The sequence below is a fragment of the Micromonospora sp. CPCC 205539 genome, assembly GCF_036906815.1.
Lineage (GTDB): Bacteria > Actinomycetota > Actinomycetes > Mycobacteriales > Micromonosporaceae > Micromonospora.
On the sequence record NZ_JBAKHW010000002.1, the window covers coordinates 163,017 to 180,906 of the forward strand.

General features: G+C 70.9%; 19 protein-coding genes. 8 read left to right on the top strand and 11 right to left on the bottom strand.

The window, feature by feature from the left end:
• Positions 1 to 110 precede the first annotated feature (110 nt).
• From V6V47_RS02955 to V6V47_RS02965, 3 genes are all read right to left on the bottom strand, one after another.
• Complete coding sequence (locus V6V47_RS02955) at positions 111 to 674, bottom strand: hypothetical protein (RefSeq protein WP_334626382.1); 564 nt, start codon at positions 672 to 674, stop codon at positions 111 to 113.
• Between the two features lie 67 nt (positions 675 to 741).
• Positions 742 to 1,404 carry a hypothetical protein gene (locus V6V47_RS02960; protein ID WP_334626383.1) on the bottom strand — a complete coding sequence of 221 codons (663 nt, stop codon included), beginning with the start codon at positions 1,402 to 1,404 and terminating at the stop codon, positions 742 to 744.
• Between the two features lie 50 nt (positions 1,405 to 1,454).
• Positions 1,455 to 2,213: a TetR/AcrR family transcriptional regulator gene (locus V6V47_RS02965; protein ID WP_334626384.1), complete on the bottom strand. Its 759-nt coding sequence runs from the start codon at positions 2,211 to 2,213 to the stop codon at positions 1,455 to 1,457.
• Between the two features lie 103 nt (positions 2,214 to 2,316).
• Here V6V47_RS02965 and V6V47_RS02970 point away from each other — a divergent pair, with 103 nt between their 5' ends.
• Positions 2,317 to 3,531 carry a DUF418 domain-containing protein gene (locus V6V47_RS02970; RefSeq protein ID WP_334626385.1) on the top strand — a complete coding sequence of 405 codons (1,215 nt, stop codon included), beginning with the start codon at positions 2,317 to 2,319 and terminating at the stop codon, positions 3,529 to 3,531.
• 71 nt (positions 3,532 to 3,602) lie between these two features.
• On the opposite strand, the gene V6V47_RS02975 is transcribed toward V6V47_RS02970, so the two are convergent.
• Complete coding sequence (locus V6V47_RS02975; RefSeq protein WP_334626386.1) at positions 3,603 to 5,132, bottom strand: MFS transporter; 1,530 nt, start codon at positions 5,130 to 5,132, stop codon at positions 3,603 to 3,605.
• A 190-nt stretch (positions 5,133 to 5,322) separates the two neighbouring features.
• Here V6V47_RS02975 and V6V47_RS02980 point away from each other — a divergent pair, with 190 nt between their 5' ends.
• From V6V47_RS02980 to V6V47_RS02995, 4 genes are all read left to right on the top strand, one after another.
• The gene (locus tag V6V47_RS02980) at positions 5,323 to 5,964 is read left to right on the top strand and encodes a TetR family transcriptional regulator (protein WP_334626387.1); all 642 of its coding nucleotides are present in this window, start codon (positions 5,323 to 5,325) and stop codon (positions 5,962 to 5,964) included.
• Positions 5,965 to 6,074: 110 nt separating this feature from the next.
• Complete coding sequence (locus V6V47_RS02985; protein WP_334626388.1) at positions 6,075 to 6,482, top strand: YciI family protein; 408 nt, start codon at positions 6,075 to 6,077, stop codon at positions 6,480 to 6,482.
• A 7-nt stretch (positions 6,483 to 6,489) separates the two neighbouring features.
• Positions 6,490 to 7,629, top strand: a complete 1,140-nt coding sequence (locus V6V47_RS02990; RefSeq protein ID WP_334626389.1) for an RNA polymerase sigma factor — start codon at positions 6,490 to 6,492, stop codon at positions 7,627 to 7,629.
• A 26-nt stretch (positions 7,630 to 7,655) separates the two neighbouring features.
• The gene (locus V6V47_RS02995; RefSeq protein WP_334626390.1) at positions 7,656 to 7,997 is read left to right on the top strand and encodes a VOC family protein; all 342 of its coding nucleotides are present in this window, start codon (positions 7,656 to 7,658) and stop codon (positions 7,995 to 7,997) included.
• A gap of 11 nt (positions 7,998 to 8,008) precedes the next feature.
• On the opposite strand, the gene V6V47_RS03000 is transcribed toward V6V47_RS02995, so the two are convergent.
• The 4 genes from V6V47_RS03000 to V6V47_RS03015 all read right to left on the bottom strand — a co-directional run bounded on the left by V6V47_RS03000 (position 8,009) and on the right by V6V47_RS03015 (position 11,276).
• A complete protein-coding gene (locus tag V6V47_RS03000) occupies positions 8,009 to 8,560 on the bottom strand; it encodes a DUF5872 domain-containing protein (protein ID WP_334626391.1) in 552 nt (183 codons plus the stop codon).
• Positions 8,561 to 8,666: 106 nt separating this feature from the next.
• A complete protein-coding gene (locus tag V6V47_RS03005) occupies positions 8,667 to 9,206 on the bottom strand; it encodes a PepSY domain-containing protein (RefSeq protein WP_334626392.1) in 540 nt (179 codons plus the stop codon).
• An 85-nt stretch (positions 9,207 to 9,291) separates the two neighbouring features.
• Complete coding sequence (locus tag V6V47_RS03010; RefSeq protein WP_334626393.1) at positions 9,292 to 10,584, bottom strand: HAMP domain-containing sensor histidine kinase; 1,293 nt, start codon at positions 10,582 to 10,584, stop codon at positions 9,292 to 9,294.
• Positions 10,581 to 11,276, bottom strand: a complete 696-nt coding sequence (locus tag V6V47_RS03015) for a response regulator transcription factor (RefSeq protein WP_334626394.1) — start codon at positions 11,274 to 11,276, stop codon at positions 10,581 to 10,583. The genes V6V47_RS03010 and V6V47_RS03015 overlap by 4 nt, the downstream gene beginning before the upstream one ends.
• Before the next feature lie 102 nt (positions 11,277 to 11,378).
• On the opposite strand from V6V47_RS03015, the gene V6V47_RS03020 reads away from it, so the two are divergent.
• Both V6V47_RS03020 and V6V47_RS03025 read left to right on the top strand, forming a co-directional pair.
• Positions 11,379 to 11,825 carry a septum formation initiator gene (locus V6V47_RS03020; RefSeq protein ID WP_334626395.1) on the top strand — a complete coding sequence of 149 codons (447 nt, stop codon included), beginning with the start codon at positions 11,379 to 11,381 and terminating at the stop codon, positions 11,823 to 11,825.
• 107 nt (positions 11,826 to 11,932) lie between these two features.
• Entirely contained in the window at positions 11,933 to 12,349 is a 417-nt protein-coding gene (locus V6V47_RS03025; protein WP_334626396.1) for a hypothetical protein, read from the top strand.
• Positions 12,350 to 12,609: 260 nt separating this feature from the next.
• Here the strand turns inward: V6V47_RS03025 and V6V47_RS03030 are convergent, their stop codons facing one another.
• Positions 12,610 to 13,062, bottom strand: a complete 453-nt coding sequence (locus V6V47_RS03030; RefSeq protein ID WP_334626397.1) for a MarR family winged helix-turn-helix transcriptional regulator — start codon at positions 13,060 to 13,062, stop codon at positions 12,610 to 12,612.
• A 54-nt stretch (positions 13,063 to 13,116) separates the two neighbouring features.
• Here V6V47_RS03030 and V6V47_RS03035 point away from each other — a divergent pair, with 54 nt between their 5' ends.
• Positions 13,117 to 13,476, top strand: a complete 360-nt coding sequence (locus tag V6V47_RS03035; RefSeq protein WP_334626398.1) for a hypothetical protein — start codon at positions 13,117 to 13,119, stop codon at positions 13,474 to 13,476.
• 114 nt (positions 13,477 to 13,590) lie between these two features.
• Here V6V47_RS03035 and V6V47_RS03040 read toward each other — a convergent pair whose 3' ends face one another.
• Both V6V47_RS03040 and V6V47_RS03045 read right to left on the bottom strand, forming a co-directional pair.
• Positions 13,591 to 13,743, bottom strand: coding sequence for a hypothetical protein (locus V6V47_RS03040; RefSeq protein ID WP_334626399.1), 153 nt, complete (start codon positions 13,741 to 13,743; stop codon positions 13,591 to 13,593).
• A 15-nt stretch (positions 13,744 to 13,758) separates the two neighbouring features.
• The gene (locus V6V47_RS03045; protein ID WP_334626400.1) at positions 13,759 to 17,697 is read right to left on the bottom strand and encodes a ThuA domain-containing protein; all 3,939 of its coding nucleotides are present in this window, start codon (positions 17,695 to 17,697) and stop codon (positions 13,759 to 13,761) included.
• Positions 17,698 to 17,890 lie beyond the last annotated feature (193 nt).

The following is a 17,890-nucleotide window of genomic DNA, read 5'->3' on the forward strand; positions in this document are numbered from 1 at the left end:
CAGGTGTGCCGGGCAGCGCAGAAAGGTTAAATCTTCGCGCCGGACGCCGATGACGGTTCAGGCAAGGCCGTGGTGGCCGACAACGACGTGGGTAGGATGCGCCGGCTCTCCTATCGCCGGCGACGTGCGTTGCGCGACCGCCGTCCCTTCACTCGCCCTCGAGGGCCTCCGGCCGGTGGCGGTGGCGGTGGCGTCGGTGCCACGGCGCGTCCCGGGCTGACCCACCAGAGGAACACCATTCCGGTCAGGATCAGGCCCAGAACTCCAACGATCAAGGACGGCTGCCATTCCTTTCCCGGCGGCCACGCCGTCGACGACCCCGGCCCGGCGACCAGCACATCGACGTCGAGTCGCTCCCCCGGCGTGCGGGGGTCCTCGGGAGAATAAAATCCGTACTTCACATCGCTGATCCGCAGCGTGCCGTCGTCGGAGACGAAGGTGCCGTGGCACCACCAGGGGTCGCCCTTGCCCCACTCGTCCATGGCGCACCGCGTGATCGTCAGCGTGCCGCCAACGCCCTGCCTCTCGGCCCGCAGATTGTCGATGCCGGAGGTCAGCGGCGTCCAGGTGAGAAAGAGAAAGAACCCGACGAGCGCAAGCCCGACGAGGTTGAGCCAACCCTTGTCCCACACGTGGTCAACCCGCCGCAGCAGGGCCCTGCGCACCCGAGACATGCCACCCACGGTAGGGACCACCCGCTAGGCAGGCGCCTTCGCCGCTTCCAGGCAGGGGTTGACCCGGCTACTCGTCGGGGGTCTCCCACACCGTCGCGGTGGCCAGGTACGTGCCGCTGGCCTTGTCGAACTTCGTGACGGCGAGGTAGGCGACGCGGTCGGCGGCGGTCAGGACACAGAAGCGGCTGCCCTTGGCGATCGGCGACGTCTCCGTCCCCTGCGTGGCGATGAGATCCGAACACTGCTTCCGGGTGGGGGGCGAGGCGCCCTCCCAGGCGGCGATGCTGGGTTTCGTGGTGAAGAAGCCGCCGTTGAGCCCGTAGAGGTTGTCCTCCGAGGTGCCGTAGCTGACCCAGACACTGGCTCCGGTGTTGCTGCTCAGCACCTTGACCGGGACCTCGTCGAGGTCGACGTACGTCAGCCGTACCGTGTTGGCCCAACGGACCGTGTCCGTCGACGGCGACGTGGCGGACGGGGTGGGGCTCACGCTGCCGGGTGCGGCCTGGGGCGTGGCTGCGGGCGTGGTCGGCGCACTCGCCGCCAGGCCAGGGGGCTGCGCTTGCGGCGCGGGGTCGTCATCCGGTGCCGCCAGAAGCGCGAACACGCCGGCGATGATCGCGCCCACGATGGCGGCGGCAGCGCCGATGAGGGCTGTCAGCAGCGCCGTGCGGTGTTCGTGTCGCGGCGGCGTCGACGGAGCTGGCGCAGCAGCCTCCGGGCTCTCCCCCATGGACCCTCCAGTGTGGTGCTATCGGCGGGCGCCAGTGTATCGATCAGCCGTCAGGCGTCGGGGGCCTCGATCCGGGCCGCGACGCCGTCGAGGATCAGCTCCAGCCCCAGGGAGAAATCCGCGTCGGCGATCGACGCGTCCGGGGTGTCCGCCGGTGGCGCTTCGAACAGCGTCGAGGAGAACAGCCGGGCCGTCTCGGGGAAGCGTTCGGGCTCGACGAGCCGCACCAGCGCGCGGCCGTAGTCGCGCTCCGCGTCGGCCTGCCCCTGGCCGTCGGCCCGACCCTCGGCCAGCTCGGCGTACTGCCGCACCGACTGCAGGACGTAGCCGCTGACCAGCGACAGGATGCCGACCTTGTGCGCCCAGTCGAGGTCGGTGCGGGCCAGGATCGCGAACGCCGCCTCCATCCACGCGATCTGGTGCGGCCCGGAGGGCGGCCCGGAGGCCGGGACGTGCGTCAACCACGGTCGACGCTGGAACACGTCGCGCTGTGCGAACGCCCAGCCGCGCAGTCCGTCGCGCCAGCCGTCGCCGCCGAGGTCGGGCGGGGCACCCAGGGCCGCATCGGCCATGAGCGTGAGCAGTTCGTCCTTGGACCCGACGTGCCGGTAGAGCGACATCCCGGTGACGCCGAGGCTCTGGGCGACCTTGGGAAGCGTCACACCGCCGAGGCCGTCACGGTCGGCGAGGGTGACGGCGGCGGCGACGACCCGGTGCACGTCGAGGGCCGCCGGTCGCCCGAGGCGCGAGGTCTCGGACACCCCCCACAGCCGGCGCAGCCGCGCCGGGATGACGTCCTCGCTGGCCATGGCCCCCTCGTTCGCCCCCTGGAAATCGGATCCATCATGCCAGACGGCATTAGTTTGCCTGTGATACTTTGTCGGTGAAACTTAAACGGGGAGGGATGGGAACATGGGCATTGACACCGCAGTGCGGACATCGAGAGGGCCGGTGCAGCGCACCGAACGTGCCCTCGCGCCGGACCTGGCCCGGGGTGCGATGTTGCTGATCATCGCGCTGGCCAACGTCGCGGGAGTGGTCTTCGCCGGCGAGCCCGGCCTCGACACCACCCCGGACGGCGTCGACCGAGGCCTCAACTTCCTTCTCTTCGACCTCGTCCACGCCCGCGGGTATCCGGTCTTCGCCGTGATGTTCGGCTATGGCCTCGTGCAGCTCGCCCGCCGTCAGGACGCCGCCGGCGCCACGCCCGAGCGGGTCCGCTCGGTGCTGCTGCGCCGCAACGCCTGGCTCATCGCCTTCGGGTTCGCGCACGCCGCCCTGCTGTACTACGGCGACTTCCTCGGCGCCTACGGGATCGTCGGGATCGTGATGACCCTGGTGCTGCTGCGCCGCAGCGACAGGTTCCACCGGATCGTGCTGGCGCTCTGGGCGCTGATGGCCGGTGAAGTCCTGGTCATCGGCGTCCTCGTGGCCGTCGGGCTCGTCGGCTCGAACGGATCGGCCGCGCTGCCGTCGAGCCACGTCGACTCCCTCGCCGCCCCCGGCTACCTCACATCGATGCTGGATCGCCTCGGCGAATGGCCGATGCACACGCTGACCGTCGCACCCTTCATCGTCATCACCTGGCTGGGCATGTGGGCCGCTCGGCGCCGCGTCCTCGAAGAGCCGGCCCGCCAGCGGACCCTGCTCACCTGGACCGCCGTCGTCGGACTCGGCATCGCGGTCGTCGGCGGCCTCCCGGCCGCCCTGGTCAGCGCCGGCTGGCTGCACGTGGACGCGTCCGCCGCCGATCTGATGCTGATGCTCCACGGCGCCAGCGGCATGTTCGCCGGGCCGGGTTACGTGGCCGTCTTCGGCCTGATCGCCATGCGGGCCACCCGGTCCGGCCCGGTCGTCGGCGCGCTCTCGGCGCTGGGTCAGCGCTCGCTCTCGGGGTACCTGTTCCAATCGGTGGCCTGGCTGCTGCTCCTGGCGCCCTTCACGCTCGCCCTGGGCGACCGCTTCGGCAGTCCGACCGTGACCGGCCTCGTCATCGCGGTCGTCGTCTGGCTGGTGACCGTCCTGCTCGCCCGCTCACTCGACCGGCGCCACCGGGCCGGCCCCGCCGAGATCGTCCTGCGCCGACTGACCTACGGATCGCGGCCGTCGTCACCGCGGGTCTCCTAGCCGGGGTCGAACGCGCTCGGGCCGTGACCACCCAAGTGGGTGGCCACGGCCCGAGCCGGTGTCCGCGACGGTCAGCGGCGCGACACCTCGTCCGCGTGCTCCCGGTGCAGGTGGGGCAGGTGCATCTCGGCGGGCTCCGGGGGGAGGTCGTCGACGCCAGCGGCGACGGCCTGCTCGTGGCGACGGCGCGCCGAGGGCAACGCGAGCGCGGCGAGGATGGCGAGGACGGCCACGCCGGCGCAGACCCAGAAGCCGGTGGTGAACGCCTCGTCGGTGGGCAGGCCCTGCGGCGTGCTGTGCGAGGTGATCACCGCCGCGACGACGGCGGCGCCGATGCTGCTGCCGATCGTCCGGGCGATGGTGTTGACGCCACTCGCCTCACCGGTCTGCGCGGCCGGCACGCTCTCGATGATGGCGTTGGACATGGCGGCGAAGGCCAGGCCGATACCGGCGCCGGTGAGCACTCCGGAGAGCAGCACCTGCCAGGTCGCACCGTGTGCGACGGCGGGCAGCACGAACGCGATGACGACCAGGACCGCGCCGAGGAACATCGGCACCTTGGGGCCGAACCGACGGTCCAGCAGGCCGGCCAACGGCCCGAAGACCACCATCATCAGCACGGTGGGCAGCAGGAACAGGCCCGCCTGCGAGACCGACTTGCCGAACCCGTACCCGGTCGCCGCGGGGAGCTGGAGCAGCGTCGGGACGAGCACGAACGTCCCGAACATCGCGAAACCGAGGATCATGGCGACGAGGTCGGTGGCCCACACACCACGGATCCTCATGAGGCGCATGTCGATGAGCGGCTCCCGCACCCGCATCTCGACCACGACGAACACGATCAGCGCGACCGCACCAAGCACGAACAAGCCAATGGTCTTGGTGTCACCCCAGCCCCAGCCCTGCCCCTTGCTCACGGCCAACAGAAGTGCCACCAGCGAGACGGACAGGATCGTCGCACCGAGCATGTCGAGCCGCCCCGGTGTGCGCACCGGCGATTCTGGCATCCCGAAGATGGCCCCGAGCAGGGCGACGACGACGAGCACCAGCGGCAACCAGAACAGCCAGTGCCACGACATGTGCTCCACGATCGGCCCGGCGGCCACGATGCCGATGCCGGCACCGACGCCGAAGATCGCCGACACCAGGCCGACGGTGACGCCGACCTTCTCCCGGGGCAGCTCGTCGCGGATGAGACCGATCGACAGCGGCAGGATCGCGCCGGCCGCCCCTTGCAGCGCACGGGCGACGATCAACACCGCCAGGTTGGGGGCCAGGGCGGCCAACAGAGTGCCGACGGCGAGGGTGGCCAGGACGCCGATGAGGACCCGGCGCTTGCCGACCATGTCACCGAGGCGGCCGAGGATGGGCGTCAGGACCGAGGCCGACAGCAGGTACGCGGTGAGGATCCAGCTGATGTCCCCGGTCGAGACCTCCAGGTCTCGCGCGATGGTCGACAGCGCGGGTGCCACCAGCGACTGCAGGACCGCGAACGCCAGGCCGCCCAGCGACAGGTACAGCACCAGGAGGGTGCTGTTGGCGCGCTGCTCGACGCCTGGGGCGGAGCCAGTGCCGCTCGGCCCCTCGATGGTTTGCGTCATGAAGACCCCGAAACTAGATGTAAACAATTGCTGACTTAACCTAGCACCCGCAGCTCGGAGGCCATGTCAACAGTTGTTTACGTCACGGTTAACCCTGCCGGGAACTTGCGTGTGACACAAAGTCAACATACGTTTACATACCGATGGTGTGGGCCGTAGCGCTACCAGCGAGAGCGAGAGAGGACGCGCCGTGACAGCAGACCCGCCCGGCCCCGCTTCGCGGAAAGCGGACCCGACCACCGGCGGTCCCGCCCCGCGCCGACGCCGGGACGCGGCGGAGACCCGCCAACTCCTGCTCGACGCGGCCCGTCGGCGCTTCACCAGCGACGGCTACGCGGCCACCACCGTCCGGGACATCGCCGATGACGCCGGCGTCAACGTCGCGTTGATCAGCCGCTACTTCGCCTCGAAGGAGGGGCTGTTCGAGGCGTGCCTCCGGGCCGCCGGCGACGAGGTCCGCCGGACGACCGGCAAGGTCCCGCCCGACCAGGTCCCCGAAGCCATCGCGCGCCAGATCGCCGATCTCGGCATCGCCGGCCTCACCGGCCAGCTCACGCTGTTGCTGCGCTCTTCCGGCGACGCGCGCGCGGACGAGATCCGACTCGGCGTGCTGCGCTACTCCAGCGAACAACTGGCCTCCGCTCGGGGGTGGCGACCCGACGAACCAGACAGCGAGAGGGTGCTCCTTCGCGCCCAGATGGTGCTGGCCGCCGGCCTCGGGATGGCCGTGCTGCGCTCGTCGACCCCGCTGCAACCGCTGAGTTCGGCCACCGAACAGGACCTGGTCGGGCCCCTGCGGGACCTGGTGGACGCGCTGTTGCCACCTCGATGAGGCGGAGATTCCCAAAATATTTCTGGCAGCGATGTCGAGAATCCTTGACGGGCTCCGTCCCCGCTACGAACGCGACCACTGGTCGCACCAGCACCGAGGAGAAGCACACGATGGCCAAGTACCTGTTGCTCAAGCACTACCGCGGCGCCCCGGCGGGGGTCAACGACGTGCCGATGGCCCAGTGGACGCCGGAGGAGATCTCTGCCCACATCCAGTACATGAACGACTTCGCGACCCGGCTGGAGGGCACCGGCGAGTTCGTCGACGCTCAGGCGCTCGCCCCGGACGGGATGTTCGTCCGGTACGACGGCGAGGGCCGCCCCCCGGTCACCGACGGGCCGTTCGCCGAGACCAAGGACCTCATCGCGGGCTGGATGGTGATCGACGTCGACACCCACGAGCGCGCCGTCGAGCTGGCCGGGGAGCTGTCCGCCGCCCCCGGGAAGGACGGAAAGCCGATCCACGAGTGGCTCGAGCTGCGCCCGTTCCTGACCGCGTCGCACACCATCACCGAGTGAGCTCCGAGTGAACGAGGCCCTGCTCCGGAGCCTCACACCGAGCGTGCTCGGCATCCTCGGCCGCCGCGGAGCTCCCTTCGCGGCGGCCGAGGACGCCGTGCAGGACGCGCTGGTCGAGGCGGTCCGCGTCTGGCCGGACGACCCGCCGGCGGACCCGAAGGGCTGGCTGGTCACCGTGGCCTGGCGCCGGTTCCTCGACGCCACCCGGGCGGACACCGCCCGCCGCCGGCGGGAGGATCTCGCGGACGAGGAGCCGGCCCCCGGGCCCTCGTCCGCGGTGGACGACACGCTCCAGCTCTACTTCCTCTGCGCCCACCCCTCGCTGACGCCGTCCTCCGCGGTCGCGCTCACGCTGCGCGCCGTCGGCGGGCTGACCACCCGCCAGATCGCCCAGGCGTACCTGGTGCCCGAGGCGACCATGGCGCAGCGCATCAGCCGGGCGAAACGCACGGTCGCCGACGTGCGGTTCGACCAGCCCGGCGACGTCGCCACCGTGCTGCGCGTCCTCTACCTGGTCTTCAACGAGGGCTACTCCGGCGACGTCGACCTCGCCGCCGAGGCCATCCGGCTGACCCGGCAGCTCGCGGCCGCGATCGACCACCCCGAGGTGGCGGGGCTGCTCGCCCTCATGCTGCTCCACCACGCCCGACGCGCCGCCCGGACCGCGTCCGACGGCAGCCTGGTGCCGCTCGCCGAGCAGGACCGCGGCCGCTGGGACACCACGTCGATCGCCGAGGGCATCGAGATCCTCCAGGCGGCCCTCGCCCGCGACCGGCTGGGCGAGTACCAGGCCCAGGCAGCCATCGCGGCACTGCACGCCGACGCGCAGACCGCGGCGGAGACCGACTGGGTGCAGATCGTCGAGTGGTACGACGAGCTCGCGCGACTGACCGACAACCCGGTCGTCCGGCTCAACCGCGCGGTGGCCGTCGGCGAGGCCGACGGACCGCGCGCGGGCCTGGCGGCTCTCGCGGCGCTGGACGATGCGCTGCCCCGCCACACCGCGGTGGCGGCATACCTGCACGAACGCGACGGGAACCTGACGACGGCGGCACGTCTGTACGCGGAGGCTGCCCACCAGGCGCCGAACCTCGCCGAGCGGGACCACCTGACGCGCCAGGCCGCCCGGCTCAACGCCCGCCGGTGACCATCCGGGCTTCTAGCATGGCCGCCATGACCATTGATCTGTTCGCGGGCATCCCCGTCCGCGATTACGCAGCGGCGGCATCCTGGTACGAGCGGCTCCTCGGGGCGCCGCCGGCGTTCCTGCCCAACGACGTCGAGGCGGTGTGGGAGCTCGCCGACCACCGGTACGTCTTCATCGAGGTGCGGCCCGAGCACGCCGGGCACGCCATGCACACCATCTTCGTCGACGATTTCGAGACGCGCCTCTCGCACATCGCCGAGCGGGGCCTGGAGCCGGACGACGTCGAGACCTACGACAACGGCGTCCGCAAGGCCATCTTCCGCGACCCGGACGGCAACGAGATCGGCTTCGGCGGCGCGCCCGCCTGACCGGCCTCGGGTCAGCGTCGCTTGAGCTCGGCCTCAAGCCGCTGGATGAGCGTCTTACGAGCCTTGCCGCCGCGTTCGTTCCGCAGTTCGGTCTTGAGCTGTCTCGTGTCGAGACCCCGGACCATCTTGGCCGCCTCGGTGACCGACAGGTCGGTCAGGTGTCCGTTCGAGGTGGCATCCTTGCGCGCTCGTTTGGCCGGCCCGGTGTTGGCCACGTACTGCTTGCCCGATCGCGACGCCTCGCGCTTCTTGGTGTCGGTGGCGCGCTTCTCGTCGTCCGAAAGCTCCTCCCATGCCTTCTTGGGCAGGTAGCGGCCTGTCGTGTCGCCTTGGCGCGCGCGCGTACCGCCGTCCTTGGTTTGCCATTTCTCGTTGCCCCACCGCTGCAGTGACTTCTGCCGCTCGTCCTTGGCGCCCAGAAATGCCCCGCCGCGCTTCTTGTACTCCTGAGTGACCAGCTGCGACTTGCGTGCCGACCACTGCCCCGGTTTGCCGCCCTTGTCGGAAGCTTTGACCTCTTCCTTGATCTGCTCCCTGAGCTCGGGCTTCGTGTACTTCGCCATGCATGGCAGCTACCCGGGGCTCACCGTCATATGCCCTCATTCCCCGTGGGGCGACGGCGCCGCCGGCCACCACGGTGGTCCCGTGGTGGCCGGTGGCACGCGGCGGTCAGTCGTCGTCGGAGCTGTCGTCATCGTCGTCCGAGCTGTCGTCGCCGTCGTCGTCCCGGTCGTCGCCGTCGTCGTCGACCGGCTCCTGCTCGGCCTTGACCACCGTGCCGTTGTCCCGGTCGACGTCCACCTCGTGCTCGGTGTCGCCGGCGACGATCTCGACGCTCCAGACCGGCCGGCCGTGCTCCTGCTCGGCTTCGACCTCGACGATCTGGCCGCCGCCGGCCCGGGCGAGTGCGATCTCGCCGGCACGCTGCTGGTCGACCGCTCCGCCCGCGGGTGCGCCGCCGCCGGCCGGGGCGCCGCTGGACGGCGTACCGCTCGCGGGTGCGCCGCTGGACGGCGTACCGCTGGTCCCCGGTGCCGGGGTGGCGCTGCCGTCCGGTGCCTCCGTGGCCGTGGGAGCGACGGTGGCGGCGGCGAGTGCCGTGCCGCCGGCCCGCTGGGCCCCTGCGGCGTTGACGCCGAGAGCGACCCCCGCCACCGTCAGTACCGCCACCCCGCTGACCGTCGACAGGAGCAGAGCGCTGCGCTTCATCGTGGTGTCCACCTTTCCTCGGTTGTCTGGTTCGAGGATCGGCTGAAACGGGATAGCGCCGCGCTGTCCGAACGCTAAGGCGGGGTTAAGCCCGGCCGCCGCGCGGCGCCGGAGCTCCGAGCCGAAGCAGCACCTGCGCTCCACCTCCCGCGCCTCGACGCAGTTCGAGCTGACCGCCGCCGGCCGCTGCGGCCCGTCGGGCGATGTCCAGACCCAGGCCGGTCGACCCGGCCGGGCTGGCTCCCCGTCGGACCGCCCCGACCGGCATGCCCGGTCCCTCGTCGGCGACGGTGAGCAGCACCTGCCCCGCGTCGCGGACCAGCCGGACGGCGAAGGGCGTGCCGTCGGGGGTGTGCGCGAAGACGTTGCCGAGCAGGGCGTCCACGGCCGCCGTCAGGTCGTCGGCGGGCACCGCGACGGGGAGCGGGCCGGGCGCCAGGTCGAGGGTGACGGCACGGCCGGTGTCCTCGGCCAGCACCGACCAGAACGCGACCCGGTCACCGACGATCCTCGCGGCGTCCGAGGTGCCCGGTTCCGCCGTCGGCGATCGGCGCCACCGGGCCTGCCGGATCAGGCCGGTGACTGCCCGTTCGAGCCCGTCGGCGGCGGCGGTGATCCGAGCCGCGTCGTCCGGGTCACCCAACGACTCCGCCTCCAGCCGTAGCGCGGTCAACGGCGTACGCAGCCGATGCGACAGGTCCGCGACCTGCTCGCGTTCCTGCACCAGAAGCTCCTGGATCCGGCCGGCCAGGTGGTTGAGGGCACCGGCCACCTCGCGCAGTTCGGCCGGACCGGCAGGCACGACCCGAGCGTCCAACTCGGCGTTCGCCAGTCGGTTCGACACGGCGGAGAGTTCGCTGATCGGGCGGACCAGGGTGCGCGCCAGCCGGTCGGCGACGGCCAGCCCGATCAGTACCAGCACCACTCCGAGCAGGGCCAGCACCAGCCAGGCCCGGGTCACCCCGGCGGTCAGCTCGTCCCGTGGGACCACGATCCGGATCACTCCGGTGCCGTCCGCGCGGCCCTGCACCGCGATGACCACCTCCCGTCCGGCAGCCGACTCGCCGGTCAGGCTCTGGCCCCGCGCCGCCAGGGCAACCGCGGGCGTACGGGGTGTCTGGGCGCCGAGCACCGTCCCGTCGGGCAGGAAGACGCTGACCGCTCGGCCGGACTCCACGGCCAACTGCTCGACGGTCAGCCGGATGGTCGCCGGGTCGGCGGTGCCGACCACCGGCACCAGGCTCTGCGCGTCCGCGGTGGCCCGGACCGTGGCCCGGTCCTCGGCGACGGTACGGACCAGCAGCGCCAGCGGCACCAGGAACGCGATCAGGGTGAGGATGCTGACCGCGGCGACCAGCAGCGCGAGCCGGGCCCTCACCGCGGTGCCCCCGGTGCCTCCAGCCGAACGCCGACACCCCGCACGGTGTGCAGGTAACGCGGCCGCTGGGCGTTCTCCCCCAACTTGCGGCGCAACCAGGACAGGTGCACGTCGACGGTCTTGTCGGCACCCCCGTACGGAATCTGCCAGACCTCGGTGAGCAGCTCGCGCTTGGTGACCACCTGGCCCGGCCGGCCAGCGAGATGGTGCAGCAGGTCGAACTCGCGGGGCGTCAGCTCGACCGAGGATCCGTCCAGGGTGACCTGTCGGGCCCGAGGGTCGATTCGCAGCCCGCCGACGACGAGCGTCGGGTCGGGTGCGCCCGCACCGGTGGTGCCGCGCCGCAGCACGGCGCGGGCGCGGGCGTCGAGCTGCGCCGCCGTGAACGGTTTGACCAGGTAGTCGTCGGCACCCGCGTCGAGGACCCGGACGATCTCGGCCTCGTCGTCGCGGGCCGTGGCCACGATGACCGGCACCGCGCTGACCGCGCGCAGCATCCGCAGCAGCTCGCGGCCATCCAGGTCGGGCAGGCCCAGGTCGAGCACGACGAGGTCGGGTCGGTCCTCCAGCGCGTCGCGGAGCCCGGCCATCGCGGTCGAGGCCGCCGCCACGGCGTGCCCGCGTTCCCGCAACGCCCGGATCAGCGGCGTACGGATCGTCAGGTCGTCCTCAATGAGCAGCAGGCGGGCCACAGGTGGCAGGCTAGCCGCTGCGACCGGGCCCGGTGCGCGCGTTAACCCTGCCTTAGCGTGCGGATGTGCCGGCGACAACCCTGGATCGGGGATAGTCAGGGGATGGGCCGTCGTTCGATCCTCGTCGCCACCGGGTGGGTGGCCACCGCCGCCATCGCGACTCTGATCGGGTTGGGCGCGATCCGCCTGGTGGGCGAGAGTCTCACCGGCACCCCGGGTGGGGTGCGCAGCGCCGCCGAGATCGAACGGGCGCTCGCCGCACCGGAGCCGACACCCGCGACCGCGGCGCCCTCCGCCTCGGGCGCCGCGCCGACCGCCAGCTCCGGCGTCCGCCGGGTGTTCGCCACGGAGGGCGGCACGGCCGTGGCCGAGTGCAGCACCGATGGGGTACGCCTCGTCTCCTGGGCGCCCGCGCAGGGCTACCGGGTCCGCGACGTGGACCGGGGTCCGGACGACGATGTCGAGGTCACGTTCAAGGGGTCGAGCGGCGAGTACGAGCTGAAACTGCGCTGCGTGGGCCCCGAACCGGTGGCGGTCGCCGACGACTGATGTCACCGGTCGACTGTCCCAGCACCATGATCATGTGTGCTGAGCAGTCGTCAGACGACCCCATAAACTGCTCAGCAGACAGTGACCATGGGGGCTAGTCTCCTGCGGTGATCCGCACACTCGCCGTCGTCTCCCTCTTGCTGGCCGGCTGCTCTCCCGCCGAGGCACCCGCCCCCGCCGCTGCCAGCCCCACCGCACCCTCGGACAAGATGGCCGCCTCGGCGTGCGCCCGCGTGGTCCTGGCGATCGATAAGCAGGACCCCAGCCCCATGGACGACATGGGCACCGGGGGACGCGCCGCCGAATCGACCGATCCCGGCGTGAAGGAAGCGGGTCAGCGGCTGGCACTGGCTGCCACGGAAGCCGGCAAGCTCTGGGTGGCAGACGAGCCCGGCACCGACATGGGACCGGTCAACCTGCGCCGGTCCGACGCGCAGCAGGGACTCCTCGCGGCGTGCACCAACCTGTTCGGCGATCGCCCGTGGACCTTCGAGAAGCGGCCCACGCCAAAGCCCAGTAGCTGAACGACACGGGGAAACCGTGCCGGCCACCTCGAGCGCCGCGCCGTCCACTCAACGCTTAGAACCAGTGGAGTAGACCCGTCCTCCGTTTCGTTGGCCGTCCTGACGCGGAAAGGCACGGGGTGGTGTCGTCGCAGCGACCGGAGACGCGACGTGGCCGACCCGGGAGTACGAGTTGAAGATGCGCTGCATCGGCTCGGAGCCGGTGGCCGTCGCCGACGACTGACGACCTCGGGAGCAGGTGAGGTGAGTGTCGCGGCGGTTCAGCGGCTCCGCAGGGCGTCCACCAACCTGCGGAGCGTCGCGCGAGCATTCTCGAGGTCGCCAAGGCTGAGGCCGGCTCGGTCTACAGCGCCCCGGCGGTCGGCGTCCGAGCGTTCCAGGAGCCCGGTGAGCGTGGCCAGCCCTGCTTTCGTGAGTGTCACCAGTGGCGCGCGGCGGTGATCGGGGTTGTCGTGCAACTCCACCATGCCGGCACGGGTCAGGTCGTCGACCACTCGCTGCACGCTCTGTCGAGCGAGGCCGAGTCTGCGCGCCGCGCTCGCGACGGTGCGGGCACCGTCGGAGAGCACGCTCATCACGTGCCATCGGGCGGCAGTTTGGCCCTCCTCTCGGGCCAGCTCCTCGCTTGAGCGCCGAGACTCGCCTGCCAGCTCGTACACGTCTGCCATCAGCAGCCGATACGCGTCGACCCGGTCCTGCTTCCGTTCGGTCACCACAGCATGCTAGCGCACATTGACAGCCAGTTACCAGAATGACAGCATGCTGTCATGATTCTTCGACTGTGGAGCGGGTGGACCGAGCCCGCTCTCGCTGACGCCTACGACCGGCTGTTGACGCAGGACATCGCGCCCGCGATCCTCGCCCGGGGCGTACCCGGGCTTCGGGAGCTTCGGGTTCTGCGTCGTTCCCCGCAGGAACTGGACCCCGCCGAGGGCAGCGAATTTCTCACCGCCATGACATTCACGGACTTCGCCGCGGTGTCAGCCTTCACCGGCGGCGATCCGTCCGCCTCCGTTGTCCCGCCTGCTGCCCGTGGCCTGCTCGGGCGCTTCGACCGGCAGTCCCGGCACTATCTGAGCCAAGCGGTGTTCCGCGCCGATGATGGACAGCCGCCAAGCCTCGGGTGAGCAGCCGGCCGCCTCACTGACCCGTTTGCTGCTCGCGATCGGCGTTCCGGTTGAGCGCTACCATGCGCAGGGTCTCCTCTCGACGTCGGACGAGTAGCGCCCCGGCCAGGAAGGTCACCGGCGCGACGAGTACCAGCATCGGCCATCCACCACGGCGAGGGCGATCTGCGGCAGCGTGTCCACCACGTACATCGGGTTGTCACCGGTCTGCGGGGCGACGAGCGTGTAGCGACGGACGTGGCCGGCACGGATCGCCGTGCCGGCCACGTCATCGGTGGTGGTTCAGCTGGCGTACGCCTGCAACTCCCAGAGCGAGTGGCCATACCCGGTGCCCCGGGCGGTGCCGTAGATCCGCAGGTAGCGGCCGTTGGCGCCGAGCGCGGTGTGCTCGTCCACGCCACCGTCGGCCCCGGTCACCGTCTTCACGGTGGTCCAGGTGGTGCCGTCATTCGAGGTCTGGATCTGGTACGCGCTGCTGTACGCCGCCTCCCAGTTCAGCTTGACCCGACCGATGGCGGTCGGGCTGCCGAGGTCGACCCGGATCCACTGCGGGTCGGAGAACGTGCTCGACCAGCGGGTGGTGAGGCTTCCGTCCACCGCCTGGGCCCCGCTCACGTCGGCCCCCTCGTTGCTGGACGTCAGCGTCGGCTTGTTCAGCAGCAGGTTGGTGCCGGGGATGGTCGGGTCTCCGGTGCCGCCGTACACCTCGAACTCGAACAGCGAGTAGCCCCAGGCGGTGCCCCGGGCGGTGCCGGTGAGCCGGATGTACCGGCCGGAGCCGGTCAGGCCGGTCAGGTCGTCCACGCCACCGTCGCCGCCGGTCACCGTCCGGATCGTGGTGAAGTTGACCCCGTCCGGCGAGGTCTGGATCTGGTACCCACTGCCGTACGCCGCCTCCCAGGTCAGCTTGACCCGGTTGATGGCGTACGTGGCGCCCAGGTCCACGTCGATCCACTGCGGATCACCGAACGCGCTGCCCCAGCGGGTGCCGAGTGCGCCGTCGAACGCGTTGGCCGCGACGAAGGCCCCCTCGAAACTGGATGCCCGGGCCGGCTTGCCCTGAGCCAGGTTGCCGCTCGGCGGGTCCGGATCCGGGTCCGGCCCGGGACCTCCGGGGCTGGTCGAGAGGGTGAACTCGTCGATGTCGAACCACGGGCCGGCGCCCTTGAAGACCAGGAACAGGGTGCGGGTGCCGGTCGGGGCGGTGACCCCACCGGTGACCGTGGCGAAGTTGGCGTACCCGCCGGTGGGTACGACGGTGGCCGAGCCGACCAGCGGCCCGGTGGGCGAGTCGACCCGCAGCTCGACGGTGCCGCCGCCACCGGCCGGGGCGCCGACCCGGGCGCTGAACGACTGGATGCCGGTCAGGTTGTAGGGGCGGAACGAGATCCAGTCGTTGTTGTCGACGTAGCCGACCGCGGCACCGCCGTGCCCGGCCGCCCCGGCGACGATCTGGACGCCGGACGAGTCACCGAAGTGCTCGGCCTGGCGCACCCGCGGCTGCAACACCGCCTGCGTGTGGGTGGTCAGCGCCGGCTGGCCGCCCCCACCCAGGTCGGTGTACTCGGCGTCGATGATGCCGAAGATGTTCGCGGCGCTGTCGTGCTCGCCGTCGGCCGAGGTCTGGATGACCCCGGAGCAGCCCTGCACGCTGCCGAGCTGGTGGCCGTGCGAGTCGTGACCGAGGACGTAGTTCACCTTCACCCGGGCGCAGTTGATCGCACCGTCCTGGGCGTCGGTGACGGTGACGTTGAACGGCACCGCGTCCCCGAAGTTGAACGTCTGCCCGTTCAACGGGGTGTTCACGGTGACCACCGGAGCGCTGTTGCCGACCGTGATGACCACGCTCGCGGTGGCCGTCTTGCCGGTGGTGTCGCGGACCGTCAGCGTCGGGCTGCGGGTCCCGTTGGTGGTGTACGTGAAGCTGGGGTTCGCCGCGGTCGAGTCGGTGGTGCCGTTGTTGTCGAAGTCCCAGGCGTAGGTGAACGGGTCACCGTCCGGGTCGAGGGTGCCGGCCGAGGAGAACGCGACGGTCAACGGCGCGGTGCCGCTGGTCGGCGTGGCCGAGACCACCGGGCGTGGCGCACGGCCTGTGCGGGCGTACTCGATGCGGTAGAGCGCCGAGTTGGCGTCGCCGTTGAACCAGCCGGTGCCGTAGTCGAGCACGTAGAGGGCGCCGTCCGGGCCGAACTCCATGTCCATGACCTGGGTGCCGGTCCAGGGGAACGGGTTGATCTTCAACGGTTGGCCGGACGCGTCGAGCTTGATGTTCTTGATCCAGCGGCGGCCGAACTCGCCGGCGAAGTAGGTCCCGTCGTAGTACTGCGGGAACGCCACCTCGGAGGTGCTGTTCGGGTTGTACCGGTACACCGGACCGCCCATCGGGGACAGGCCGCCACCGGTGAACTCCGGCGGGGAGCCGGAACCGCCGTACGGCAACCACGCCGGAATGGCCGGCGGTAGCTGGGTGATACCGGTGTTGTTGGGTGAGGTGTTCACCGGCCCGCCCGCGCAGTTGAACTTCGGCCCGGACGGGCCGGACGGGAAGGTGTAGTCGTTGTAGGCGTCGTTGCGGGCGGTGCAGTACGGCCAGCCGTAGAAGCCGGGCCGGTCGATCCGGGCGAACTCGACGTTGCCGGCAGGTCCCCGGTTCGGGTCGGCGGTGCCCGCGTCCGGACCGTAGTCACCGAGGTAGACGATGCCGGTGGCCTTGTCCACGCTCATCCGGAACGGGTTGCGGAAGCCCATCGCGTAGACCTCGGGGCGGGTCCGCGCGGTGCCGGGGGCGAACATGTTGCCGGCCGGGATGGTGTAGCCGCCCGCCGCGCTCGGCTTGATCCGGAGCACCTTGCCCCGCAGGTCGTTGCTGTTGCCCGCGGTGCGCTGCGCGTCGAAGGCCGGGTTGCGGCCGGCTCGCTCGTCGATCGGGGTGAACCCGGCCGAGTCGAACGGGTTGGTGTCGTCGCCGGTCGACAGGTACAGGTTGCCGGCCGCGTCGAAGTCCATGTCACCGCCGACGTGGCAGCACATGCCCCGGCTGGTCGGCACGTTGAGGATCAGCGTCTCGCTGGCCAGGTTGATGGTGTTGTCGGCGTTGACGGTGAACCGGGCCAGCCGGTTGACGCCGTCCCAGACGGCGAAGTCGGCCGGGGTGCCCTCGGCGGGCGCACCGCCGCCGGGTGTGCTCAGAGGTGGCGCGTAGTACGCGTACACCCAGCGGTTGGTGGCGAAGTTCGGGTCGGCCTTGATGCCCTGCAGGCCCTCCTCGTCGCCGGTGTAGACCGGCAGGGTCGCGGCGATCTTGGTGTTGCCCGCCGCGTCGGTGTGCCGGATGACGCCGTTGCGTGAGGTGTGCAGAACGCCCCGGTCCGGCAGGACGGTGAGGCTCATCGGCTCACCCGTCTCGGCCACGCCCTTGGCCAACTCGACCTGCTGGAAGCTGCTGTTGACGGTGGCGCCGCAGTCCGCGGCGACCGAGCCGGACGCGGTCATGATGCCGCCGAGCAGGTGCTGACGGAAGGTCGCCTCGGTGAACGACGCGTCGGTGTGGCCGAGGCCGGTGTACCAGGCCCGACCGCCGGAGTAGTTCTGACACCACGAGATCGGGTGGTCGTACCCCATGCTTCCGCCGGTGTAGGTGCTCTCGTCCAGAGTGGCCAGCACGTGCACGTTGCCCCGGGGGTTGACGCGGTAGTTGTACAGCTCGTCGAACCGGTTCCACCGCTGCGGGAGCGTCGCGGTGGACGGGTGCACCTGGTCGGCGACCTTGACGGTGACGTTCTGCTCGGCCGGGTGCGAGGCGAAGTACGCCCCGACCAGACCGCCGTACCACGGCCAGTCGTATTCGGTGTCCGAGGCGGCGTGCACGCCCACGTACCCGCCGCCGCCCTGGATGTAGCGCTCGAAGGCGGCCTGCTGGGCGGCGTTGAGCACGTCGCCGGTGGTGGACAGCCAGATCACGGCGGCGAACCGGTCCAGGTTGGCGTCGGTGAACTGGGCCGCGTCCTCGGTGGCCTCGACGGTGAACCCGTTCGCGGCGCCGAGTTGCTGGATGGCCGTGATGCCAGGGGTGATGGATCCGTGCCGGAAGCCGGCGGTCTTGCTGAAGACCAGCACGGTGAACGGTGCGGCGCTGGCCGCGGGGGGCACGGCGACGATGCCGCCCATCACGAGGATCGCGCTCAGCACAGCGCCGAGCCACGATCTCAGGGATCTGCGCACGGTGGGTCCTTTCGCGGTGCGGGGACGGGCGTGCGCCGATCACGCCTGGTGGTGGTCAAACATGTAAATGCATGGTTGTCCTCGCATCACGGGCCCGTCAAGGCTTGTTCCGCTATCCGTGAGAGCGTTATCTCTGCAGCTCAAGGCCGACTGACGAGCACGAGATCGAATTACGGTTTTCCGCGCTCCGCCC